This is a genomic window from Dickeya parazeae Ech586, from assembly GCF_000025065.1.
GTDB classification, from domain to species: Bacteria; Pseudomonadota; Gammaproteobacteria; order Enterobacterales; family Enterobacteriaceae; genus Dickeya; species Dickeya zeae.
This window is the reverse complement of record NC_013592.1, coordinates 642,969-667,831: the sequence shown is the minus strand read 5'-3', so window position 1 is coordinate 667,831 and position 24,863 is coordinate 642,969. Positions and strand designations below refer to the sequence as shown.

Sequence of the window (24,863 nt, the reverse complement as noted above, 5' to 3'; positions counted from 1 at the left end):
TCCTGCTACAGTTCGTTATTCGTTACTGCCACCAAACCAACAGATATTACGTGCAGCCATAATCAGCTCACCGGCTTGTTCTTCATTAAGCCCTTCGATATCTGCCAGGTCATCGACGCCCTGCTCAGCAAGATCTTCCAGCGTGCAAACACCGCGAGCTGCTAGTTTAAACGCCAGCTCACGTGACAGACCAGATAAATTGAGCAAATCTTCTGCCGGCTGACCGTTGCCACGGTTCTCTTCATTCGCCAGAGCCAGTGTGGTCAGCGCCGCTTTCGCACGCTCACGCAATGCCTCGATGGTTTCTTCATCCAAACCATCGATTTCCTGCAACTCATGGATGGGGACATAAGCCAGCTCTTCTAGTGAAGAAAAGCCTTCTTCAACCAGTGCAGTAGCGAACTCTTCGTCAATATCCAGGTGTTTGGTGAAAATATCGATAGCAGCATGGGCTTCGGCCTGATGTTTAGCCTGCAAGTCCTCAATGGTCATCACGTTCAGCTCCCAGCCACTCAGTTGGGAAGCCAGACGCACGTTCTGACCGTTACGGCCGATGGCCTGAGCCAGGTTACCCGCCTCAACCGCGATATCCATGGTGTGTTTATCTTCATCAACCACGATGGATGCCACATCAGCCGGTGCCATAGCATTAATCACGAACTGAGCCGGATTATCATCCCACAGGACGATGTCGATACGCTCGCCACCCAGTTCGCTGGATACCGCCTGAACGCGCGCACCACGCATCCCTACGCACGCGCCGACCGGGTCGATACGCTTATCGTTGGTTTTAACCGCGATTTTAGCTCGGGAACCCGGGTCGCGGGCAGCGGCTTTGATTTCAATGACTTCTTCACCGATTTCCGGCACTTCGATGCGAAACAGTTCAATCAGCATTTCAGGGCGGGAACGGCTCACAAACAACTGCGCGCCACGCGCTTCCGGACGAACAGCGTACAATACACCGCGAATACGGTCACCTGGGCGGAAGTTTTCACGCGGCAGCATATCTTCACGGCCGATCACCGCTTCGGCATTACTGCCCAAATCCAGCGTGATGTTATCGCGGTTCACTTTCTTCACTACACCGGTAACAATTTCGCCTTCCTGCTCGCGGAACTGATCAACTACCATCGCACGCTCAGCTTCACGCACTTTCTGTACGATAACTTGCTTAGCGGTCTGCGTAGTGATGCGGTCGAAAGTCACTGATTCGATCTGATCTTCGATGTAACCACCCAGATCAATACTCGGCTCTTCGAATTGCGCCGCTTCCAGCGTGATTTCGCGTGTTGGCTGGGTCACCTCGTTGACGACCAGCCAGCGGCGGAAAGTATCGAAATCGCCGGTTTTACGGTCGATGCAAACACGAACATCAATTTCCTGCTCGTATTTTTTCTTGGTCGCTGTCGCCAGTGCAGTCTCCAGCGCTTCAAAAATCTTTTCGCGCGGCACGGCTTTTTCATTGGAAACCGCTTCAACAACAGCCAGAATCTCTTTATTCATCCTAGTTGCCTCATCCAAACTTTAAAAGTGGGGTACCAGGTTCGCCTTCTGGATATTGCTCAGCGCGAACACTTCATCTTTGCCTTCCACTGTTACGGTAATCATCTCACCTTCGACGGACTTGATAATACCTTGCCACTTGCGGCGATTCTGAACCGCCATGCGCAGTACCAGACTCACTTCTTCACCCACAAAATGCGCGTAATGTGCAGCAGTAAAAAGCGGCCGGTCCAAGCCCGGTGACGACACTTCCAGGTTATAGGCAACGGATATGGGATCCTCAACATCCAATACCGCACTGACCTGGTGGCTAACATCAGCACAATCATCAACAGTGATACCATCTTCACTATCAATATAGATACGCAGTGTCGACTGGCGTCCCCGGATGAACTCAATGCCCACCAGCTCATAGCCCAGGGCTTCAACAGGTGCCGAAATCATCTCTGTTAACTTTTGTTCTAATGTGGACAAGCCCACCCCCAAGACATAAAAAAAGGGCTTAATAGCCCAGTAATTCTGCTGTCAGATAACAAAAAACCCCGATATATCGGGGCTTTATGCAACTGGACCCTATTTACCGCAAACTGCTGCGGTATAACTACCATCAAGTATTCTTTCAAAATTCACCGTAAACAGTACGCTTGATGCAAAACAGTTTATTTGAAAAAAAACTTTTCTGGGAAGTTAAGTGGTTGCGGGGGCCGGATTTGAACCGACGACCTTCGGGTTATGAGCCCGACGAGCTACCAAGCTGCTCCACCCCGCGTCCGAAAACGTGGCAAATACTACGCTGACAACCGCTAAAATGCAAGTTATCTATAGGATTGGTACCGAGGACGGGACTTGAACCCGTAAGCCCAATCGGGCACTACCACCTCAAGGTAGCGTGTCTACCAATTCCACCACCTCGGCATCACAATTTGTTTTCATCATCAACATTTTTGTTGATGAAACGTCTGCGATTATTTAGGAATATCGCTCGACGGTGCAGCTGGTGCTTTAGGCTGGTCTGCTTTTTCAGCAGCAGCCGGCTGACTCAGGTTATCCCAGCCACTGCTTTTTTTGCTGTGGTCAGAACTCATATTGCCCAGAATCAGACTGAGTACGAAAAACAGCGTGGCAAACAGCGCCGTCATTCGGGTCATGAAATTGCCGGAACCGCTAGAACCAAACAGCGTAGCGGAAGCACCTGCTCCGAACGACGCTCCCATATCTGCACCTTTACCTTGCTGCAGCATAATAAGACCGACAAGGCCAATCGCTACCAGCAGGAAAATTATCAGAAGAGCTTCGTACATAGTTGTACCCGTTATGTATCCTCACCATTCGGCAAGGCATCGCTAATTCTTGCGGTTCACCCGCGACTATCCGCAATAGGATGAGCAACATCCCTTATAAAGCGGGTCTGAATACTAACTAAAGCCTCGGATGTACGCAAGGGTAATTTGGTACCCATTAACCGATTGAGGAAAAAAACAGCGTTTCGGGAAAAAAGACCGGAACATACTGATTACTCAGTGGTTCGCACACTTGCCAGAGTGGCAGCAAGAGTATCCGCCCCTTGCCGCCATTTCAGGCTATCGCGTTGCCGTTTAGCCTGCGGCTTTTACTGCATCCGCAATGTGGTTTGCCATCTGTGTCACGGTCGCCTCATCTTCCCCTTCTACCATCACGCGGATTAGCGGCTCCGTACCCGATTTACGCAGCAACACCCGGCCACGGCCTGCCAGTTGAGTTTCCACATCTAGGGTCGCCTGTTTAACCGCGTCGCTTTCCAACGGGTCACCCTCACCAGAAAAGTGAACATTCACCAGTATTTGTGGGAAGAGTTTCATACCGCTGCACAGGTCATGCAAACTCATGTGGTTGCGAACCATCGCTGTCAGCACCTGCAAACCTGCGATGACCCCATCTCCAGTCGTCGTTTTATCCAGCAGGATAACGTGGCCTGAATTCTCTGCCCCCATCCGCCAGCCTTTTGACTGCATCAGCTCCAGAACATAGCGGTCACCCACTTTAGCGCGGGCAAACGGCACACCAAGCTGTTTGAGCGCCACCTCAAGCCCCATATTACTCATCAGCGTACCGACCGCACCACCACGGAGCTGTCCCTGACGCAACGCTTCACGCGCGATGATATACAGGATCTGGTCGCCATCTACTTTGTTGCCCTGGTGATCAACCATAATCAGGCGATCACCATCACCATCAAACGCCAGGCCCACATCAGCCTTTTCAGACAGTACTCGCTCCTGAAGCTGGGTCACATCGGTCGCGCCACACTGCTCATTGATGTTCACGCCATCAGGCTCACACCCAATCGCGATCACCTTGGCGCCTAACTCGCGCAGCACGCTGGGCGCAATGTGGTACGTTGCACCATTCGCACAATCCACCACGATTTTGAGGCCATTAAGACTCAGCTCACTCGGAAACGTACTTTTGCAGAACTCAATATAACGCCCGGCGGCATCGACGATACGGCTTGCCCGGCCCAATTCGGCGGATTCTACGCAAGTCAGCGGTTTTTCCATTTCCGCTTCGATTGCCTCTTCTACTTCGTCCGGCAACTTAGTGCCGTCAATCGAAAAGAACTTGATGCCGTTATCGTAGTAGGGGTTGTGGGACGCGGAAATAACGATGCCAGCCTCTGCGCGGAAAGTCCGGGTAAGATACGCCACCGCAGGGGTTGGCATCGGGCCGGTAAATGATGCTGACAGTCCTGCTGCGGCTAAACCGGCTTCGAGCGCAGACTCCAGCATATAACCCGAGATACGGGTATCCTTGCCGATAATGATCTTTCTGGAACCGTGGCGTGCCAGTACTTTACCGGCTGCCCACCCCAATTTCAGTACGAAATCAGGTGTAATCGGCAGGTCGCCCACCTTGCCCCGAATACCATCAGTGCCAAAATATTTGCGGCTACTCATATTTGTTGTTATTCCTTCGCTGATAGAGTTGCTTCGACTACACGTATCGCATCCACCGTCGCTTTCACATCATGGACACGGATAATATGGGCACCCTTCATGGCGGCAATCACCGCACACGCCACACTCCCGTAAACCCGCTCAAGCGGCGGGACACCCAGCAGTTGCCCAATCATGGTCTTTCTGGACATGCCAACTAATAGCGGTAAGCCAAATTGGTGTAAGTCTTCCAGACGTCCCAGCAGCCGATAATTGTGCTGCAAATTCTTGCCGAACCCGAACCCGGGATCCAGCAATAACTGTTCACGTGACATACCTGCAGCGGTACAGCGGGCAATATGATGCTCAAAAAATGCCATAACCTCACCCACAACATCATCATAATGCGGCGTGTGTTGCATGGTTTTGGGTAACCCTTGCATATGCATCAGGCACACAGGCAAACCTGTTGCTACCGCGGCCTCCAGCGCCCCAGGCTCTCTGAACGCCCGAATGTCATTAATCAGATGGGCACCCGCCTGTGCACTGGCGGTTATCACTTCCGGTTTAGACGTATCGACTGAAATCCAGGTTTCAAAACGTTGTGCCAACGCTTCCACCACCGGAATAACGCGATCCAACTCTTCTTGCGTGCTGACTTCATCAGCACCAGGCCGGGTAGATTCACCACCAACATCGATGAAAGTCGCACCCGCAGAGATCATCTGTTCAGCATGGATCAATGCAGCGTTGAGGGTATTGTGCTTACCACCATCAGAAAAGGAATCAGGGGTGACATTCAGGATCCCCATAATCTGGGGACAGGAGAGATCTAGCGTTAATCCGCGCGCGTTCAATTTCATGTTCTGTGTCTCAGTGCGTTTGGTCAATGCGCCCTTTCTGGAGTAAAAAACCCCGGCAAGCCGGGGTTTGAGGGAACTGGCAGCCCAGATGAGGACTGTCACACCATATTTGTCTTACTTGTCGTTCAACGGCCCAGACATCGTATTGCCCGACGTTGGAGTATGGGGTTCATCCGCCGTTGTCGGCGCTTTAGGTGTACCGCCATTATCAGACGAGGAAGAGTTATTACCCGGTGTTGGATCTTCCCAACCAGCCGGTGGGCGAACATCCTTCCGAGACATCAGATCGTCAATTTGCGGCGCATCGATAGTTTCATACTTCATCAATGCGTCTTTCATTGAGTGCAGGACGTCCATATTCGCCATCAGCAACTCACGGGCACGCTGATAGTTACGCTCGATCAACGCCTTCACTTCCTGATCGATGATACGTGCAGTTTCATCCGACATGTGCTTGGCTTTAGCAACGGAACGGCCGAGGAATACTTCCCCTTCCTCTTCCGCGTACAGTAACGGCCCCAGTTTTTCCGAGAAGCCCCACTGCGTTACCATGTTACGTGCAATAGACGTCGCCACTTTAATATCGTTGGACGCACCGGTAGAAACATGTTCTGGCCCATAGATGATCTCTTCAGCCAGACGACCGCCGTACAGCGTAGAAATCTGACTTTCCAGTTTCTGACGGCTGGCGCTGATAGCATCGCCTTCAGGCAGGAAGAACGTCACCCCTAGCGCACGGCCACGCGGAATAATTGTCACTTTGTGTACCGGATCATGCTCAGGCACCAGACGCCCGATAATCGCATGCCCAGCTTCGTGATACGCCGTGGATTCTTTTTGCGCTTCGGTCATGACCATAGAGCGACGTTCCGCCCCCATCATGATTTTGTCCTTGGCTTTTTCGAACTCCACCATAGACACCACACGACGATTGCCACGAGCGGCAAACAATGCTGCCTCATTAACCAGGTTGGCCAGATCGGCACCGGAGAAACCCGGCGTACCGCGAGCGATAACGGAAGCATCAATATCCGGCGACAGCGGCACACGACGCATATGAACCTTCAGAATCTGTTCGCGGCCACGCACATCCGGCAAGCCGACCACAACCTGACGGTCAAAACGGCCGGGGCGTAACAAAGCTGGGTCCAGTACGTCAGGACGGTTAGTCGCGGCGATAACGATAATACCTTCGTTACCTTCGAAACCGTCCATTTCAACCAGCATCTGGTTCAGCGTTTGTTCACGTTCATCGTGACCACCACCCAGACCTGCACCACGCTGACGGCCCACGGCGTCGATCTCATCGATAAAGATGATACAAGGCGCAGCTTTCTTGGCCTGTTCGAACATGTCTCTTACGCGCGAAGCACCGACACCGACGAACATTTCCACAAAGTCAGAACCCGAAATGGTGAAAAATGGCACCTTGGCTTCACCCGCAATGGCTTTCGCCAGCAAGGTTTTACCGGTCCCCGGCGGGCCAACCATCAGTACGCCTTTCGGAATTTTACCGCCCAGCTTTTGAAAACGGCTTGGTTCGCGCAGATATTCGACCAGCTCGGCGACTTCTTCTTTGGCTTCATCACAGCCCGCCACATCGGCGAACGTGGTTTTAATCTGATCTTCAGTCAGCATCCGTGCCTTGCTTTTACCGAACGACATGGCACCTTTGCCACCTCCGCCCTGCATCTGGCGCATAAAGAAAATCCAGACGCCAATCAGCAACAGCATTGGGAACCAGGAGATGAAGATCGACGCCAACAGGCTCGGTTCTTCCGGCGGCTCACCAACCACTTTTACGTTTTTGGTCAGAAGGTTATCCAGCAGTTTAGGATCGTTGACAGGGATATACGTGGTGTAACGGCTGCTGTCTTTTTTGACAACATTGATCTCGCGCCCATTGATGCGCGCTTCACGGACCTGATCCTGATTCACTTCAGTCAAAAAGGTTGAATAATCCACCCTACGGCCATTCGACTCGCTGGGCCCAAAGCTCTGGAATACGGACATCAGCACAACTGCGATGACCAACCAGAGAATCAGGTTTTTCGCCATGTCACTCAAGGGATTAACCTCATATTACATCTGTGTTAAAGAATAGCGTCAGGGTACTATAGTTTACGGCCTGTCGCTACAATGTACACCTCACGGGACCTGGCTCGGGAGGCATCTGGCTTACGAATCTTTACCGTCGTAAACAGGGAGCGAATCTCGCGTAGGTACTCATCGAAGCCCACGCCCTGAAATACTTTCACTACGAAACTACCACCTGGTGCTAATATATCCCGGCACATATCCAATGCAAGTTCAACCAGATACATCGCCCGGGGAATATCTACCGCCGGCGTACCGCTCATGTTCGGGGCCATGTCAGACATCACCACCTGAACCTTTTCGTCCCCAACCCGTTCCAGCAGGGTTTTGAGCACTAATTCATCACGAAAGTCCCCTTGAAGGAAATCGACTCCGACAATAGGATCCATCGGTAAAAGATCACACGCGATAATGCGCCCTTTTCCACCGATCTGACTGACGACATACTGCGACCATCCGCCTGGCGCCGCCCCCAGATCTACCACGGTCATACCGGGTTTAAACAGCTTGTCCGTTTGCTGTATTTCATCAAGTTTAAACCAAGCGCGCGAGCGAAGCCCCTTTTTCTGCGCCTGCTGTACATATTTATCGCTAAAGTGTTCCTGCAACCAGCGACTGGAACTTGCAGAACGCTTTTTGTTAGCCATCGATTTTCCAACTATGATTTTTCTAACTAGTGTTAATTAAGATGCCAGCAGCGGACAACAGCGCTCAACGATAGCCAATCAGTATAGCCGGATTGGTGATAATCATGAGATGGCGGTAGAATGGTCCGTTTTCAATCCTAACCTAAGCAAAAAAGACAATGAATCTGAGTAACAAACAAAAACAGCACCTGAAAGGCTTGGCTCATCCGTTAAAACCAGTCGTCATGCTGGGCAACAACGGCCTCACCGAAGGTGTACTGGCTGAAATCGAACAGGCTCTGGAGCATCACGAACTGATCAAGGTGAAAATCGCTACCGAAGATCGTGAAACCAAAGGGTTGATTGTCGATGCCATTCTGCGTGAAACCGGCGCCAGCAACGTTCAGGTTATCGGCCACACTCTGGTGCTCTATCGTGCGTCAAAAGAGCGCAAGATTGTGTTGCCTCGTTAACATTTTCGATTCAGGTTACCTTGTTTCACCGCAAGGTTCCATGACCCGCTGGTGAGAAAAAAGGCCGATATCGGCCTTTTTCCTTTCTTTACAATCCAGACTGGCGTCTTGTTTGCTCACCGTTATCAGAGGTATTCAACCTTCAGAATTTCGTACTCCACCACGCCACCCGGCGTGCTGATCGTCACCACATCATCTTCTTCTTTGCCAATCAGGCCACGGGCAATCGGCGAATTCACAGAAATCAGGTTCTGTTTGAAATCAGCCTCATCGTCACCCACGATACGGTAAGTTTGCTCTTCTTCCGTATCCAGGTTCATGACCGTCACCATCGCACCAAAGATCACGCGACCATTGGCCGCCATTTTGGTGACATCGATGACCTGAGCATTAGACAGCTTGGCCTCAATTTCCTGAATCCGGCCTTCACAGAACCCTTGCTGCTCACGGGCCGCATGGTATTCCGCGTTTTCCTTCAAATCGCCATGTTCACGCGCCTCAGCGATCGCAGCGATAATTTCAGGCCGACGCACCGACTTCAGGAAGTCCAGCTCTTCGCGTAACTTTTCAGCACCACGCAACGTCATCGGAAATTGTTTCATATCGTCACTACCTCTAAAAAAATCCGTACGGCTCACGTTACCGTCATCCTGACGCGATAAAATCACCTGCGACGGAATGTTTCCATGCCAGTGCACCTGACAATTTAAACAAAAACTGCCTCGCCCGGAACATCACTTCCAGGCCAGACGCGTTTTTGCATTTTGATACGTATTTTACCCCAGAGTTCCACCAGGGTCATCGTTTACTTTATCCCTTGATGCGCCGTAGTATGACCACCACGTTACCCTGTACTTGATTGAGATTATGCGTTTTTTATCGATTCTGACCGGTTTTACCTGCGCAGTTGCCCTGCATGCCAACGCTGCCGCCATGGATGAGTACACCAAATACCTGCCAGATGGGGCCAATCTGGCGCTGGTGGTGCAAAAAATCGGTGCCACGACGCCAACGCTCGATTACCACAGCCAACAGATGGCGTTACCCGCCAGTACACAGAAAGTCATTACTGCGCTGGCCGCGTTGCTACAGTTGGGGCCTAATTACCGCTTTGTCACGACGATAGAAAGCAACGGAGCCCTCACCGGCGGGGTATTACGTGGCAATCTGACAGTACGCTTTAGCGGTGACCCAACACTGAAGCGCCAGCAGATTCGCAATATGGTACAGGAACTGAAAAAGCGGGGAATCAAGGAAATCAGTGGTGACGTATTCATCGACACATCCGTGTTCGCCAGCCACGATAAAGCCCCCGGCTGGCCCTGGAACGATCTGACCCAATGCTTCAGTGCACCGCCCGCCGCGGCGATTGTCGATAAAAACTGCTTCTCTATTTCACTTTATAGCGCGCCAAAAGCCGGTGACAACGCCTTTATCCGGGTGGCGTCTTATTATCCGGTACACATGTTTAGTGAAGTACGCACACTGCCAAAAGGCTCGCCTGATGCCCAGTATTGCGAACTGGATGTCGTGCCGGGCGAACTCAACCGATACACCCTCACGGGTTGCCTGACACAACGGGCAGAACCCTTACCCTTGGCGTTCGCGATTCAGGATGGTGCCAGCTATGCCGGAGCCATCGTAAAAGACGAACTGGAACAGGCCGATATTCGTGTCGATGGGAACCTTCGGCGCCAGACATTACCGGGTACCCCCAGTACAGTACTGGCACAAACCGAATCAGAACCGCTGCATGAACTGCTGACCACCATGCTGAAGAAATCGGACAACATGATTGCCGATACCGTATTTCGCACCATCGGGCATGAGCGCTTCAAAGTGCCCGGGACCTGGCGTGCCGGAGCCGATGCCGTGCGTCAAATCCTGCGTCAGAAAGCGGGTGTTGATCTTGGCAACACCATTATTGTTGATGGCTCAGGACTTTCGCGACACAACCTGATAGCCCCCGCAACCATGATGCAGGTGTTGCAATATATCGCCCAACACGATAATGAGCTGAATTACATCAAGATGCTGCCGCTGGCTGGTTATGACGGCACGTTACGCTATCGGGCGGGTCTACACGAAGCTGGACTTGATGGCAAAGTCTCAGCCAAAACCGGTTCTCTTCAGGGCGTATACAATCTGGCAGGATTTATCACTACCGCCAGTGGTCAACGCATGGCTTTCGTGCAGTATCTTTCAGGCTATGCCGTACCACCGGAAGATCAAAAAGAGCGACGTATTCCGCTGGTCCGTTTTGAAAGTCGTCTTTACAAAGACATCAACCAAAACAATTAACCAGATAAAAAAATCCCCTATCTGCGGTATGCAGATAGGGGAAACATGTACAACTAACAAGCAAATCTTTCGACTACCGACCTGATGGTCGTCGCGGTATTAACGCTGATAAACGATTTCGACGCCTTCGTCGTCATCCTCATCCCAATCGTCATCCCACTCTTCTTCCGCTTCTGCCTGAGCCGCTTCCAACTGCTCACGGTGATAGTCATCCCACATGAAATCGACTTTTTCAGGTGCCTTGCTTTCGACTTCAGCCATTGCTTTCGGCTGAGTTTCCAGGAAATTCATCACATCCCAGCACAGGGCATTCACCCCTTCACGGTTAGCTGCCGAAATCAGATAATATTTGCCTTCCCAACCTAGTGCTTCGGCAATTGCCTTCGCACGGCTTTCCGCCTCGCTTTTCTCCAGCAAGTCGACTTTGTTAAATACCAGCCAGCGCGGTTTTTCTGCCAGAGATGCACTGTATTGCTGCAACTCATTGACGATCACTTTGGCATTTTCGATCGGATCGGATTCATCGATCGGTGCCAAATCGATCAGGTGCAATAGCACACGACAACGCTCCAGATGCTTCAGGAAACGGATCCCAAGCCCGGCCCCTTCAGACGCCCCCTCGATAAGCCCAGGGATATCCGCCACGACAAAGCTTTTCTCGCTATCCATACGCACAACGCCCAGACTCGGTACCAGCGTTGTAAACGGATAATCGGCTACCTTCGGTTTGGCCGCCGACACTGCACGGATAAAGGTCGACTTGCCCGCATTCGGTAACCCCAGCATGCCAACATCCGCCAGCAACAGCAACTCCAGCAGCAACTCACGCTCTTCACCCGGCGTACCATTGGTTTTCTGGCGAGGCGCACGATTGACGGAGGATTTAAAGCGGGAGTTACCCAGCCCGTGCCATCCGCCTTTCGCAACCATCAATTTCTGCTGATTACGGGTCATATCGCCCAGCACTTCGCCCGTGCTTTTATCCAACACACGCGTACCAACCGGTACCTTGATGGTGATGTCTTTACCGCGCTTACCGGTACAGTCACGACTCTGGCCATTCTGACCACGTTCTGCGCGGAAACTTTTCTCAAAACGATAGTCAATCAGGGTATTGAGGTTTTCATCCGCCAGCAGGTAGACATCGCCACCATCGCCGCCGTCACCACCGTCAGGCCCACCGTTTGGAATATATTTTTCACGGCGGAAGCTGACACAGCCGTTGCCACCGTCACCCGCCACAACCAAAATAGTGGCTTCATCTACAAACTTCATGAACTATCTCCGCAAAAAACCAATAGAGAATGACCGACGCGTTTGAATAATTTATTGGTTCTCTTTGGCTCAACGAATTGGGTTGATGACAGATAACCACAGTATGTCACCTGCCACTGAAAAACCGACGCATCAGAACTGTTTCGATAAAAGGGCGCTGATTGTACCTGCTTGGCGAAAGGATTTCACCTGTATTAAAAATAATCAGCCCACATCAGCTTCGTCATGGCCTTAAACACGCCTTACCACAGCAGACTCACACCCGCGGGTATTTGGAACGTTTTGCTGCGATCACATGATGCCCAATCGCGGCAAACATCGCCCCTGCCACAACGACAAATGCGCCGACGTATCCCAGCAGGTTAAGCGATGGCGCAGCAAATACCGATGGCCAGGCCAATGACAACAGATCGGAGAAAAACAGCGTAAACAGTGGCGTGAGCGTAATAATGGTACTCACCTGCGCGGCTTGCCAGCGTGCCATGGCTTCGGCCAAGGCACCGTAACCAACCAGCGTATTCGCTCCACAAAACAACAGGCAAGCTAATTGCCATCCGGTTAACTGAAACAGTGTGCCCGGCTTCGCCCAAGGTGTGATGAACAACACGCAGAGCGCGTAGAGCAGGAAAAGCAGTTGCTGCGAAGTCAGACGCCGCAGCAATACCTTTTGTGCCACGCCATAAGCAACCCACACGACGGCTGCCGCCACGCCTAGTAAGATCCCGAAGGTGTAATCCGTCAGGCGGGTAAACAGCTCCACCAAACTGTTGTTGAAAAACATCAACAACCCACAGATCAATATTCCGGCACCGATAACCTGGTTGACGCGCATCTTCTCTTTCAGGATAACGACGCTGGCGATCATCAGCCCTACCGTAGACAACTGCCCGATCACCTGCGACGCCGTAGGACTCAGGTATTGCAGCGAAGAGCTGAACAATACGAAGTTGCCCAGCAGTCCTACTGTTGCTATCAGCAGCAAAATCCACCAGCGTTGATGATCGAACGCCCGCAGCTTTGGCAACGCGCCTCTGCTGTACAAGAAAATGCCCAATCCAACGGACGCAATCAGAAACCGATACCAGACGATGGTGTAAGGCTCCATCGTCGCCAGAACCTGTTTCATCGCGATTGGCAGCGCTCCCCAGCATATGGCGGTGGTCAGCGCCAGACAAAACCCGATGCCAGCATTCTGTTTCATCACATCACCTGTTCTTTTTATTGATGTCGTTATCGTACAGCGTCTTTATAGTGCAATCTAAATGTAAAAAGCCCCGCAACAAGTGCGGGGCTTTATGATTCAACCTGATACCAGAAAATTACTCAGCAACGATGCTGATGTATTTACGGTTGTTCGGGCCTTTAACTTCGAATTTGACTTTACCGTCAGACAGTGCAAACAGGGTGTGGTCTTTGCCGCAACCTACGTTGCTACCGGCGTGGAACTTGGTGCCACGCTGACGAACGATGATGCTGCCAGCCAGAACTGATTCACCGCCGAAGCGTTTTACGCCAAGACGTTTGCTTTCTGAGTCGCGGCCGTTACGAGTAGAACCGCCAGCTTTTTTGTGTGCCATTAATCCGCTCTCCTAAAACTTAAGCGCTGATGCCGGTGATTTTCACGTCAGTGAACCACTGACGGTGGCCAGCCTGCTTACGGTAGTGTTTACGGCGACGAAACTTAACGATTTTAACTTTCTCGCCACGGCCGTGAGCAACAACTTCAGCCTTGATTTTGCCGCCTTCGACGAAAGGAACGCCGATTTTGACATCTTCACCATTGGCAACCATCAGAACCTGGTCAAACTCAACAGCTTCACCGGTTGCGATGTCCAGCTTTTCCAAGCGAACGGTCTGGCCTTCGCTTACTCGGTGTTGTTTACCACCACTTTGGAAAACTGCGTACATATAAAACTCCGCTTCCTGCGTGCTTCTTTGAATGATGTGAAGCGCGCTATAAATATTCACAATAGGGCGCGAATTCTACGCAAAAAACCTACTGATGACAAGCGCAGAATCAATCAATGTGAAGAAAAAGGATACAACCCATGAACTGCCGTTTATCTGTGCCGTTTTTCAAGTACAATCGGGCCTAACGTTCCCTTTTCGGTGCCGATATCAGCAGTATTTTCACGGCAGAAACAGAAGCAATCAGCTGGCAGAAACAATGAACTTAGAGCAAATCACAGCGTTAAGCGCACAGGATATGGCCGCCGTCAACCAGACCATACTGGATCAGCTCAACTCCGATGTTGTCCTGATCAATCAGTTAGGAAATTACATCATCGGCGGTGGCGGCAAGCGCATCCGTCCCATGATAGCGGTACTTGCCGCCAGAGCGCTGAATTACCAGGGTGACAAGCACATTACCGTTGCCGCGCTGATTGAATTTATCCACACCGCCACGCTTCTCCATGACGATGTTGTCGACGAAAGTGATATGCGCCGGGGAAAAGCCACGGCGAATGCGGCGTTCGGTAATGCCGCCAGCGTGTTGGTCGGCGACTTCATCTACACCCGCGCATTTCAAATGATGACCAGCCTGGCTTCTCTGCGCGTTATGTCAGTCATGTCTGACGCCGTTAACGTCATTGCGGAAGGCGAAGTTCTCCAGCTCATGAACTGCAACGACCCGGACATCACCGAAGACAGCTATATGCGGGTGATTTATAGCAAAACGGCCCGGTTATTCGAAGCGGCCGCGCAATCTTCCGCTATTTTGTCGGACGCCAGCAGCGAGCAGGAACTGGCGTTACAGGAATACGGCCGCTACCTCGGCACCGCATTCCAATTGATTGACGATTTGCTCGACTACAGCGCCGACGGCAAAACACTGGGTAAAAATACCGGTGATGACCTGAATGAAGGCAAACCCACGTTACCGTTACTGCATGCCATGCACCACGGTAATGATGAGCAGCGCACCATGATTCGCCAGGCGATTGAGCAAGGCAACGGCCGCCATTTACTGGAACCGGTATTAGCTGCCATGCAATCCTGCGGCTCCCTCACCTATACGCGCCAAAGAGCCGAGGAAGAAGCCGATAAAGCGATCACCGCAATTCAGTGCCTGCCTGCCAGTGATTTTCGCACTGCACTTGAAGGGCTGGCCCACCTTGCAGTGCAGCGCGACTTCTAAATCACTCTTCTTTATTTACATAGTCCAGGCTTTTGCATTTATGCGGCCCGTTTTCCAAACGGGCCAGCACACTCATCGCCCCTTCACGCAGGATGTGCCCAATTAACCGGGTACGCTCTTCCGCCGACAGTTGATGATAAATTTGAATCCAGGTGTACTCCTGCGCCCCGGCCGATGCCGCCGAGACATAGTCGGGCGCGGTTTCGCGCATCAGCGTCGTCCCCATCAACGTCGCTCTCATCAATGTTGCTTTGACTTCTTCCGGCAAGCTCCAGATAGCGTATTCAACGCCTTTACCCTGAACGCCTTTGCGACGTCGTCTTTCCCAACCATGATCCTTGGCTTTTTTATTCAGCCCCTGACGAGATTTCGGCAATCCTGCCACGCCCAATAATTCATTCGTCGTAAACCATGTTTTTTCCATCCTAATCTCTCCCTTTCATCTCATTCCTGATACGAATACATAATCAGGCGACTAAAAACCCGATTACGTTTCCATATAATAGACTAATTTTATTCAAACCACTAACGCAATAGCGTTAAAGGCAGAGTTAATGGTGTCGGTGAAAATTCCACAGAAAGAAATAAAGTAGAGAAACAGTAGGGAAATAGGAGAAAGCCATTCCGCAATAGAGAGTAGAGTAACTGGGAATGGCTGAGAGATTTAATCAGAAAAATCTTTTATCAAAGTTGCGCTTACCGTATTCGCCAGACCGAGCTGCTTCAACGTAGAAGACACCCCTTCGCGCATGATATGCGCCACCAGCTTTTCCCGTTCGGGGACAGACAACTGGTGGTAAATCTGAATCCAGACTGACAGCATGTCTGATGGTTTTGCCGCATATTCACCTGACGTTTCCTGCAGTAGCAGCGTTTGCTGAACAGACTGAGGTAAGCTATGGATAGAATATTCTACCCCCCGTCCTTGTACACCTTTACGGCGACGCTTTTCCCAACCATCTTCTCGGGCTCGCTTATTCAATCCTTGCCGTGATTTAGGGAGTCCGCCAATACCAACCAATTCGCTGGTCGCAAACCACTCTTTTTTCATGTCCTTTTCATCCCGATAGTGATACACGTTACCTATTCAGATCCATTTGGAAATTAATTTGGAAATATTAAGGAAATTGGTGCTATATTATTTCCAAATAATGGCTTGAGGTTAGCAAAACCATTAACCATTAGCTGTTAGTTATACCATTAATACGCTGTCGTCTTAATAGCAATAAGGGAAGGATTATGAATTCAAGGAAAAGTGACTGGCATCCCGCTGATATTATCGCAGCATTGAGAAAGAAAGGGACAACACTTGCTGCAGTATCGCGCGGTGCCGGCTTGAGCTCTTCCACACTGGCTAATGCCCTATCCCGTCCGTGGCCAAAGGGTGAATGGTTAATAGCAGATGCGCTGGGTATTCATCCGTCGGAAATATGGCCCAGCCGCTATTTTGATCCACAAACGCAAGAATTACTCGACCGCAAAAAACTGATCCGCCCACCATCAGATTCACAGCCCGAATAATGCTGCCGAAAAAAGAAAGGCCGGAGAATACACTCCGGCCTTATCAGCAATACGGACTATCACCAAAGGTGATTATTTATTGTTGACGAATTCTTCGCCCAACGCGATATCCTGCTTCAGGGTATCCAGCATGCTGACCAGCGCCTGTTGTTCAAATGCGCTCAGCGTACCAATCTCTTTACGCTCAGCTACACCGTTTTTGCCCAGCAACAGCGGCTGTGCGAAGAAGCGAGCATGTTTGCCATCACCTTCAACATAAGCACACTCAACCACACCGCTGTCACCCTGCATAGCACGCACCAGAGACAAACCAAAGCGAGCAGCAGCCTGCCCCATGGACAAGGTCGCAGACCCGCCACCGGCTTTCGCTTCAACCACTTCGGTACCGGCATTCTGAATACGTTTGGTCAGGTCAGCCACTTCCTGCTCAGTGAAGCTCACGCCCGGAATCTGGGACAGCAGCGGCAGAATGGTCACACCGGAGTGACCACCGATAACCGGCACTTCAACGTCCTGCGGCTGTTTGCCTTTCAGTTCAGCCACGAACGTATTTGAGCGGATAATATCCAGCGTCGTCACACCGAACAATTTGTTTTTGTCATAGACGCCCGCTTGTTTCAGGACTTCAGCCGCAATCGCCACCGTGGTATTGACCGGGTTGGTGATGATACCAATACAGGCTTTAGGGCAAGTGCTGGCAATCTGAGAAACCAGGTTACGCACAATGCCGGCATTAACGTTAAACAGATCGGAACGATCCATACCCGGCTTACGGGCAACCCCGGCAGACATCAGCACGATATCCGCGCCTTCCAGAGCCGGAGTCGCATCTTCACCACTGAAACCTTTGATTTTCACGTCGGTAGGAATGTGGCTCAGATCAACCGCCACGCCCGGTGTAACCGGAGCAATATCATAAAGTGAGAGCTCTGAACCTGAAGGAAGCTGGGTTTTGAGGAGAAGAGCAAGGGCTTGACCAATACCACCTGCGGCTCCGAGAACTGCAACTTTCATCCTAAACTCCTTATTATGTTAAGTAAAATTACCGTGGATGCGTTTAGTTAAAAACGTTTATGCTCGCGAGAGAAGCCAGGCACCAGACCTGCTTTCAGAGGGGCACTACATAGGTCCGCTGCAGTAGATCGGTGCGCAGCGATAACGCACTATGTGATTAATAATAAACTAACAATCGGCCTGATATCTGAAAGGTAATTAAAGTAACAGGCAATTGTGGCGTGCCCCGACATAAGCCCACGACTGATTAACGGGTATGTTACATTACACCTGTAAGCAGCCCCCAAACAACATCATTTTGATAACATTTATTTTACTTTTATGTGATGAAGAGCACACTTTTTGACGTCCCGGTAAAGTATCGCCTTACGCATTTTCTCGCCTGATAGGTTTCCCCCATAATTCGGGTTTATACGCGCCTATATTGCATAAAAATTCATTTAAATGCATAATCGCGGTATGTTTCACTTTTCCCCGGACACGGTGCAGAATGCGTAGTTCTACTAAACAAGAAGATCTGGTTAAAGCGTTCAAAGCGCTGTTAAAAGAAGAGAAATTCAGCTCTCAGAGCGAAATCGTGCAGGCATTGCAGGACGATGGCTTCGACAACATCAACCAGTCGAAAGTGTCACGCATGCTGACCAAGTTTGGCGCAGTGCGTACCCGCAACGCGAAAATGGAAATGGTTTACTGCCTGCCTGCTGAGTTAGGGGTGCCTACCACGACCAGCCCGCTGAAAAATCTGGTGCTGGATGTTGATCACAACGATGCCGTGGTCGTCATTCATACCAGCCCGGGCGCGGCGCAGTTAATCGCACGCCTGCTGGACTCACTGGGCAAATCGGAAGGTATTCTTGGCACTATTGCGGGTGATGACACCATTTTCACCACGCCAGCCAGAGGATTTAGCGTCAAACAATTGTATGAAGCCATCCTGGTTCTGTTTGAACAGGAACTCTGATTTTCCCGCCGCCCCGCGATGAGTTCGGGGCGACAAGGCGACATCAGCAACGCATCACAAGGCCGGTAATTCTGCCAACGGCCAGCGCGGCCGCACAGTAATGCCGAGCTCCCCGGTAACGCCTTGTGCGAACCGTACTGCGCCCACATACGCAATCATCGCGCCGTTATCGGTACAAAACTCAGGACGCGCATAGAACACCTCACCACCGCGTTTTGCCATGATCTCGGCCAGACGCTGACGCAATGTCCGATTAGCGCTTACGCCTCCTGCCATCACCAGACGACTGAACCCGGTCTCGTCAAGCGCACGTCGACACTTGATGGCCAGCGTATCAACGACGGCATCTTCGAACGCACGGGCGATATCTGCTTGCGTCTGCGGATCGTTGCCATTCTCACGGATGGTATTGGCGGCAAAGGTCTTCAATCCCGAGAAACTGAAATCCAGACCGGGGCGATCCGTCATTGGCCGCGGGAAGACAAAACGACCGGGGTACCCGTTTTGCGCCATTTTTGACAGCAACGGCCCCCCCGGGTAATCCAGCCCTAAGAGTTTGGCGGTTTTATCGAACGCTTCCCCCGCCGCATCATCAATCGATTCGCCCAGCAAACGGTATTCGCCAATACCGGTCACGCTGATCAACTGAGTATGCCCACCGGAGACCAACAGTGCGACAAACGGAAACGCAGGAGGGTTATCTTCCAGCATGGGCGCCAGCAGGTGCCCTTCCATGTGATGTACCGGTATGGCGGGCACATTCCAGGCGAACGCCAGCGAACGTCCCACTGTCGCGCCCACCAGTAGCGCGCCGACCAGACCTGGGCCTGCGGTGTATGCAATGGCATCGATATCACCCTGCTGTAGCCCCGCTTCTTTTAACGCCGCCTGAATCAGTGGCACGGTCTTGCGGACATGATCGCGGGAAGCCAGTTCAGGCACCACGCCACCATAATCGGCATGCAGTTTTACCTGGCTATAAAGCTGATTTGCCAGCAGCCCGGCCTGCGTGTCATAAATCGCGACCCCGGTTTCATCGCAGGATGTTTCAATACCCAATACGCGCATTGCTGTTTTCACTCTCGGTTACATTTTTACCGCGACCAACCTGGCCGCTTGATTCAGGCGGCGCATAGTCTATCATAAGCCCGCCCGCAGACACGTACCCCCGCATCGCGCGTTTTATGATCGCTGATGGACTTTACAAACGCGCCACAGTTGCAGTAGAATTCCGCACCATTTTGAAAAGGCTGGCACAAGGCCAGCAACAAACCGAATTTACTGAGGTGAGAGGCACATGCCGGTAATTAAAGTACGTGAAAACGAGCCGTTCGACGTTGCTCTGCGTCGTTTCAAGCGTTCCTGCGAAAAAGCGGGTGTTTTGGCTGAAGTTCGTCGTCGTGAGTTCTATGAAAAACCGACTACCGAACGTAAACGCGCTAAAGCATCTGCTGTGAAACGTCACGCTAAGAAGCTGGCTCGAGAAAACGCACGCCGCACTCGTCTGTATTAATTTTTAGGAGGGTTATCCTCCACCGCGTGATTAATCCGCAGACTTAGCAGTTGCATACGAAGGCCGTGCATTTCCGAAAGGAATGCGCGGCTTATTGTCGTTTATAAACGTATATAGATAAGGGGCTTATGGCTGGACGTATTCCCCGCGTATTTATTAATGACCTGCTAGCCCGAACCGACATCGTCGACCTGATCGATGCGCGCGTTAAACTGAAAAAGCAGGGCAAGAATTACCACGCGTGTTGCCCGTTCCACCACGAGAAAACCCCGTCATTCACCGTAAACGGTGATAAGCAGTTCTACCATTGCTTTGGCTGCGGAGCCCACGGCAACGCCATTGATTTCCTGATGAATTACGATCGTCTGGAATTTGTTGAAAGCATTGAAGAACTGGCTGCAATGCACGGTCTGGATGTCCCTTACGAAGCAGGCACCGGTCCGACCCAGCTCGAACGCCACCAACGGCAAAGTTTATACGAGCTGATGGAACAATTAAGCGCATTTTACCAACATACTCTGAACCAACCCGCCGGTACGCCAGCCAGAGAGTATCTGGCCAGACGCGGTTTGAGCGATGACATCATCCGTCAGTTCGCCATCGGATGTACGCTGCCAGGGTGGGATAACGCGTTAAAGCGTTTCGGACGCAACAGCGACGATAAAACGACGCTGACTGACGCCGGTATGTTGGTAACTAACGAGAATGGTCGTACTTACGATCGTTTTCGCGATCGGGTGATGTTCCCTATCCGTGATAAACGCGGACGGGTCATTGCGTTCGGTGGTCGGGTCATGGGTGACGGCACCCCAAAGTACCTGAACTCACCGGAAACCGAGATTTTTCATAAAGGTCGACAGCTGTACGGCCTGTACGAAGCACAGCAGAAAAATCCGGAATTGAAGCGGTTGCTGGTGGTCGAAGGCTATATGGATGTGGTTGCACTGGCACAGTTTGGCATCGATTACGCAGTCGCCTCACTGGGAACGTCAACAACGGCGGACCATATTCAATTGCTGTTCCGCGCCACCGATCAGGTGGTGTGTTGTTACGATGGCGACCGTGCTGGACGCGATGCCGCCTGGCGAGCGCTGGAAACCGCGCTACCCTATCTGGATGATGGCAGACAGTTGCGTTTTATGTTCCTGCCAGATGGCGAGGACCCGGATACGCTGGTGCGTCAGGAAGGCAAAGCAGCGTTCGAGCAGCGCATTGAACAGGCGATGCCGCTGTCGTCATTTTTGTTCGACTCGCTGTTACAACAGGTAGACATGAGTACCCCTGACGGGCGGGCCAAGCTGAGCACGCTGGCTTTACCCCTTATTAGTCAGGTGCCGGGGGAGACGTTACGCTTATACTTACGTCAACAGCTCGGCCATAAACTGGGGCTGCTGGATGACAGCCAGTTGGATCGCCTGTTGCCGAAGACAGCGGAACAAACATTGTCTTACCAGCCTCCACGGCTAAAAGTCACAACTATGCGTATACTGATAGGACTTTTAGTACAAAACCCGAGGCTGTCCGCCGAGGTGCCGACACTGGCACTGGATGGTGTGGAAGAAAGTAAAGTGGCAGGGCTGGAGCTATTTTTAGATCTGGTGAAAGCCTGCAATGAAAGCCCAGGCATGAACATGGGGCTGCTGCTGGAGAAATATCGCGAAAGTAAATATCGCAAGCAGCTTGAAACCCTCGCCTCCTGGGACCATATGATTGAAGACGACGAGCTCGAAGAGAAATTCCGGGTCAGCCTGGCCGAGCTCTACGACCAGTTGCTTCAGCAACGGATGGATACGCTCATTGCCCGCGAGAGAACACACGGGCTGAGCATGAATGAGCGCAAAGAGTTGTGGTCTCTGCAACTGGCGCTGACACGAAAAAACTGATTTCCTGCGGCTTAACTGCCGATAAATAGTAGGGTTGATCCCTACAGCGTGCCGCTACAGGGGCTGCGGCGATAAGAAAAATTCCCCTAATGCTATTGTTAGCGATTTACGCTGACCGACACCAACCCCAATATTCTGAAGTGTGGATACCGTCTTATGGAGCAAAACCCGCAGTCACAGCTCAAGCTACTTGTCACCCGTGGTAAGGAGCAAGGCTACCTGACCTATGCCGAGGTCAATGACCATCTGCCGGAAGATATCATCGACTCCGATCAGATCGAAGACATCATCCAGATGATTAACGACATGGGCATCCAGGTGATGGAAGAAGCACCAGATGCCGATGATCTCATGCTGGCTGAGAATACCGCCGACGAAGACGCTGCTGAAGCCGCAGCACAGGTATTGTCCAGCGTCGAATCCGAGATTGGCCGCACAACCGATCCCGTTCGCATGTACATGCGTGAAATGGGCACCGTCGAACTGCTGACCCGTGAAGGGGAAATCGATATCGCGAAGCGAATCGAAGACGGTATCAATCAGGTTCAGTGCTCTGTTGCCGAGTATCCAGAAGCGATCACCTATCTGTTGGAACAGTATGATCGCGTTGAAGCCGGAGAAAGCCGCCTGTCCGATCTGATCACAGGCTTTGTCGATCCGAACGCCGAAGAAGATTTGGCACCGAATGCCGCGCCTGAAAACGCCGAACTGGCTGATGACGGCATCGACGATGACGACGACGAAAACGAAGAAGACGAAGACGATACCGACGATGACAACAGCATCGACCCGGAGCTGGCGCGTCAGAAATTCACCGAACTGCGCGATCAGTACGAAGCGACCCGCGTCAGCATCAAGGCGCATGGCCGCAGCCACCCGTCGGCTATTGAAGAAATCAACAAACTGTCTGAGGTGTTCAAGCAGTTCCGTCTGGTGCCAAAACAGTTCGACCTGCTGGTAAATAACATGCGTTCCATGATGGATCGCGTGCGTGCACAGGAACGCCAGATCATGAAGCTGTGCGTTGAACTTTGCAAAATGCCGAAGAAAAACTTTGTGACGCTGTTTACCGGCAACGAAACCAACAGCAAGTGGTTCGAAGCCGCAGTGTCCATGGGCAAACCCTGGTGTGAAAAACTGCGCGAAGTTGAAGACGACGTACATCGCAGCCTGCAAAAACTGCAACAGATCGAAGAAGAAACCGGCCTGACTATCGAGCAGGTAAAAGACATCAACCGTCGCATGTCCATCGGCGAAGCCAAAGCGCGCCGCGCCAAGAAAGAAATGGTGGAAGCGAACCTGCGTCTGGTTATCTCGATCGCCAAGAAATACACCAACCGTGGCTTGCAGTTCCTCGACCTGATTCAGGAAGGCAACATCGGCCTGATGAAAGCGGTAGACAAATTCGAATACCGCCGTGGCTATAAGTTCTCCACCTACGCTACCTGGTGGATCCGTCAGGCGATCACCCGTTCTATTGCGGATCAGGCGCGCACTATCCGTATCCCGGTGCATATGATTGAGACCATCAACAAACTCAACCGTATTTCTCGCCAGATGTTGCAGGAAATGGGTCGCGAGCCGACGCCGGAAGAACTGGCCGAACGCATGCTGATGCCGGAAGACAAGATCCGCAAGGTATTGAAGATCGCCAAAGAGCCTATCTCGATGGAAACCCCGATCGGTGACGATGAAGATTCGCATCTGGGCGATTTCATCGAAGATACCACGTTGGAGCTGCCGCTGGACTCTGCCACCTCGGAAAGTCTGCGTTCTGCCACCCACGACGTACTGGCTGGCCTGACCGCGCGTGAAGCCAAAGTGCTGCGTATGCGTTTTGGTATCGACATGAACACCGACCACACGCTGGAAGAAGTCGGCAAACAGTTCGATGTTACCCGCGAGCGTATTCGTCAGATAGAAGCCAAAGCGTTGCGTAAATTGCGCCACCCGAGCCGTTCTGAAGTACTGCGTAGCTTCCTGGACGACTAAGAGAACAGGTTTTACTCTTATCACACCCCCGGCTTCGACCGGGGGTTTTTATTTAGGCCTCGATAGCCTTACCCAGCCAGTCTGCCGGGCAGAAGCGATCCCCTTCACCCAACCGATGCCCCCGTACCCTATCCCACCAGAAGATGTGCGAATCCCTAATAATAACAATCCACTGTAGAGTGAATACAAAACGACCATATGGTCGCCGCGCTATAGACCCGACTAGCCGGATTACCTATAATCAACACCCGCATGGCCCCTTAGCTCAGTGGTTAGAGCAGGCGACTCATAATCGCTTGGTCGTTGGTTCAAACCCAACAGGGGCCACCAAATTTTAGCTTTAAAAGCATATGATTAAGCCACCTTTTAGCGGGTGGCTTTTTTGTCTTCTCCGTTTAGTGGCGATAGAATGGCGGTGGACTTTCATCATAATACGCTCAGCCTTCTCTGTAGCTTCCTCAATTACGGCTTGTTCACCGCTTTTCAGTTCCTGCAAACAGCCTCACCACACCCAAACCCGCATCATTGCTGCAAACAAGGTGGCCCAAGATAACGCCTACTCGCATTCAGAGATCCATTCAAACTGACCAAATCCACACAAAACCCTTTCATTTCTGACAGTTGTAATTTCAAATCGATCCTTTCCCGATCCAAAAAGCTGAAAAACGCTGAAATTCCTTTCAACGTTTTCAGTGGACGTTCTTCCGCAAAAGCCCGGCAGCGGCGCAATGGGTTGGCATGGCGGCAAGGTGACCGGGAAAGGGCGTGGCTCAGCAGCCCGCTGAGC

24 protein-coding genes and 3 tRNA genes are annotated in these 24,863 nt (G+C 51.7%); 9 read left to right on the top strand and 18 right to left on the bottom strand.

Annotated elements, in window-relative coordinates; all coding sequences use genetic code 11:
- Positions 1-15 precede the first annotated feature (15 nt).
- The 9 genes from nusA to rlmE form a co-directional block, all read right to left on the bottom strand.
- Positions 16-1,506 (bottom strand): transcription termination factor NusA, encoded by a 1,491-nt coding sequence (nusA, locus tag DD586_RS03035; protein ID WP_012883340.1) that lies wholly within the window; start codon positions 1,504-1,506, stop codon positions 16-18.
- 21 nt (positions 1,507-1,527) lie between these two features.
- A complete protein-coding gene (rimP, locus tag DD586_RS03030; RefSeq protein ID WP_026357807.1) occupies positions 1,528-1,980 on the bottom strand; it encodes a ribosome maturation factor RimP in 453 nt (150 codons plus the stop codon).
- A 218-nt stretch (positions 1,981-2,198) separates the two neighbouring features.
- Positions 2,199-2,275: transfer RNA gene (locus tag DD586_RS03025), tRNA-Met, on the bottom strand.
- Positions 2,276-2,334: 59 nt separating this feature from the next.
- A tRNA-Leu gene (locus DD586_RS03020) sits at positions 2,335-2,421 on the bottom strand.
- A 50-nt stretch (positions 2,422-2,471) separates the two neighbouring features.
- A complete protein-coding gene (gene secG / locus DD586_RS03015; protein ID WP_012883338.1) occupies positions 2,472-2,807 on the bottom strand; it encodes a preprotein translocase subunit SecG in 336 nt (111 codons plus the stop codon).
- 294 nt (positions 2,808-3,101) lie between these two features.
- A complete protein-coding gene (gene glmM, locus DD586_RS03010) occupies positions 3,102-4,439 on the bottom strand; it encodes a phosphoglucosamine mutase (protein WP_012883337.1) in 1,338 nt (445 codons plus the stop codon).
- Positions 4,440-4,447: 8 nt separating this feature from the next.
- Entirely contained in the window at positions 4,448-5,281 is an 834-nt protein-coding gene (folP, locus tag DD586_RS03005; RefSeq protein ID WP_012883336.1) for a dihydropteroate synthase, read from the bottom strand.
- 114 nt (positions 5,282-5,395) lie between these two features.
- On the bottom strand, positions 5,396-7,348 hold the full coding sequence (ftsH, locus tag DD586_RS03000) for an ATP-dependent zinc metalloprotease FtsH (protein ID WP_012883335.1): 1,953 nt from the start codon (positions 7,346-7,348) through the stop codon (positions 5,396-5,398).
- A gap of 47 nt (positions 7,349-7,395) precedes the next feature.
- Positions 7,396-8,025 (bottom strand): 23S rRNA (uridine(2552)-2'-O)-methyltransferase RlmE, encoded by a 630-nt coding sequence (rlmE, locus tag DD586_RS02995; protein ID WP_012883334.1) that lies wholly within the window; start codon positions 8,023-8,025, stop codon positions 7,396-7,398.
- A 158-nt stretch (positions 8,026-8,183) separates the two neighbouring features.
- On the opposite strand from rlmE, the gene yhbY reads away from it, so the two are divergent.
- Entirely contained in the window at positions 8,184-8,477 is a 294-nt protein-coding gene (gene yhbY, locus DD586_RS02990) for a ribosome assembly RNA-binding protein YhbY (protein WP_012771131.1), read from the top strand.
- Positions 8,478-8,602: 125 nt separating this feature from the next.
- Here yhbY and greA read toward each other — a convergent pair whose 3' ends face one another.
- Positions 8,603-9,079 (bottom strand): transcription elongation factor GreA, encoded by a 477-nt coding sequence (gene greA / locus DD586_RS02985; protein ID WP_012883333.1) that lies wholly within the window; start codon positions 9,077-9,079, stop codon positions 8,603-8,605.
- A gap of 265 nt (positions 9,080-9,344) precedes the next feature.
- Here greA and dacB point away from each other — a divergent pair, with 265 nt between their 5' ends.
- Positions 9,345-10,778, top strand: coding sequence for a serine-type D-Ala-D-Ala carboxypeptidase (dacB, locus tag DD586_RS02980; RefSeq protein ID WP_012883332.1), 1,434 nt, complete (start codon positions 9,345-9,347; stop codon positions 10,776-10,778).
- Between the two features lie 99 nt (positions 10,779-10,877).
- On the opposite strand, the gene cgtA is transcribed toward dacB, so the two are convergent.
- The 4 genes from cgtA to rplU all read right to left on the bottom strand — a co-directional run bounded on the left by cgtA (position 10,878) and on the right by rplU (position 13,961).
- Complete coding sequence (gene cgtA, locus DD586_RS02975) at positions 10,878-12,053, bottom strand: Obg family GTPase CgtA (protein WP_012883331.1); 1,176 nt, start codon at positions 12,051-12,053, stop codon at positions 10,878-10,880.
- A 256-nt stretch (positions 12,054-12,309) separates the two neighbouring features.
- Positions 12,310-13,254 (bottom strand): DMT family transporter, encoded by a 945-nt coding sequence (locus DD586_RS02970; protein ID WP_012883330.1) that lies wholly within the window; start codon positions 13,252-13,254, stop codon positions 12,310-12,312.
- Positions 13,255-13,372: 118 nt separating this feature from the next.
- On the bottom strand, positions 13,373-13,630 hold the full coding sequence (gene rpmA / locus DD586_RS02965) for a 50S ribosomal protein L27 (RefSeq protein WP_012771136.1): 258 nt from the start codon (positions 13,628-13,630) through the stop codon (positions 13,373-13,375).
- A 19-nt stretch (positions 13,631-13,649) separates the two neighbouring features.
- Entirely contained in the window at positions 13,650-13,961 is a 312-nt protein-coding gene (rplU, locus tag DD586_RS02960) for a 50S ribosomal protein L21 (RefSeq protein ID WP_012771137.1), read from the bottom strand.
- 259 nt (positions 13,962-14,220) lie between these two features.
- Between rplU and ispB the strand changes: the two genes are divergently transcribed.
- Entirely contained in the window at positions 14,221-15,192 is a 972-nt protein-coding gene (gene ispB / locus DD586_RS02955) for an octaprenyl diphosphate synthase (protein WP_012883329.1), read from the top strand.
- A gap of 1 nt (position 15,193) precedes the next feature.
- On the opposite strand, the gene DD586_RS02950 is transcribed toward ispB, so the two are convergent.
- A complete protein-coding gene (locus tag DD586_RS02950; protein ID WP_012883328.1) occupies positions 15,194-15,616 on the bottom strand; it encodes a DNA-binding protein in 423 nt (140 codons plus the stop codon).
- Positions 15,617-15,856: 240 nt separating this feature from the next.
- The gene (locus DD586_RS02945; protein WP_012883327.1) at positions 15,857-16,243 is read right to left on the bottom strand and encodes a DNA-binding protein; all 387 of its coding nucleotides are present in this window, start codon (positions 16,241-16,243) and stop codon (positions 15,857-15,859) included.
- 188 nt (positions 16,244-16,431) lie between these two features.
- Here DD586_RS02945 and DD586_RS21160 point away from each other — a divergent pair, with 188 nt between their 5' ends.
- The gene (locus tag DD586_RS21160; RefSeq protein WP_012883326.1) at positions 16,432-16,713 is read left to right on the top strand and encodes a helix-turn-helix domain-containing protein; all 282 of its coding nucleotides are present in this window, start codon (positions 16,432-16,434) and stop codon (positions 16,711-16,713) included.
- Positions 16,714-16,785: 72 nt separating this feature from the next.
- On the opposite strand, the gene mdh is transcribed toward DD586_RS21160, so the two are convergent.
- Positions 16,786-17,727: a malate dehydrogenase gene (mdh, locus tag DD586_RS02940; RefSeq protein WP_012883325.1), complete on the bottom strand. Its 942-nt coding sequence runs from the start codon at positions 17,725-17,727 to the stop codon at positions 16,786-16,788.
- A 490-nt stretch (positions 17,728-18,217) separates the two neighbouring features.
- On the opposite strand from mdh, the gene argR reads away from it, so the two are divergent.
- Positions 18,218-18,688 carry a transcriptional regulator ArgR gene (argR, locus tag DD586_RS02935; RefSeq protein WP_012883324.1) on the top strand — a complete coding sequence of 157 codons (471 nt, stop codon included), beginning with the start codon at positions 18,218-18,220 and terminating at the stop codon, positions 18,686-18,688.
- 54 nt (positions 18,689-18,742) lie between these two features.
- Here the strand turns inward: argR and tsaD are convergent, their stop codons facing one another.
- Positions 18,743-19,756, bottom strand: a complete 1,014-nt coding sequence (gene tsaD, locus DD586_RS02930; RefSeq protein ID WP_012883323.1) for a tRNA (adenosine(37)-N6)-threonylcarbamoyltransferase complex transferase subunit TsaD — start codon at positions 19,754-19,756, stop codon at positions 18,743-18,745.
- 229 nt (positions 19,757-19,985) lie between these two features.
- Here tsaD and rpsU point away from each other — a divergent pair, with 229 nt between their 5' ends.
- The 4 genes from rpsU (at position 19,986) to DD586_RS02910 (ending at position 24,406) form a co-directional block, all read left to right on the top strand.
- Entirely contained in the window at positions 19,986-20,201 is a 216-nt protein-coding gene (gene rpsU, locus DD586_RS02925) for a 30S ribosomal protein S21 (protein ID WP_001144069.1), read from the top strand.
- A 128-nt stretch (positions 20,202-20,329) separates the two neighbouring features.
- Entirely contained in the window at positions 20,330-22,084 is a 1,755-nt protein-coding gene (gene dnaG, locus DD586_RS02920; RefSeq protein ID WP_012883322.1) for a DNA primase, read from the top strand.
- A 156-nt stretch (positions 22,085-22,240) separates the two neighbouring features.
- A complete protein-coding gene (rpoD, locus tag DD586_RS02915) occupies positions 22,241-24,076 on the top strand; it encodes an RNA polymerase sigma factor RpoD (RefSeq protein ID WP_012883321.1) in 1,836 nt (611 codons plus the stop codon).
- Between the two features lie 254 nt (positions 24,077-24,330).
- Positions 24,331-24,406, top strand: a tRNA-Ile gene (locus DD586_RS02910).
- Positions 24,407-24,863 lie beyond the last annotated feature (457 nt).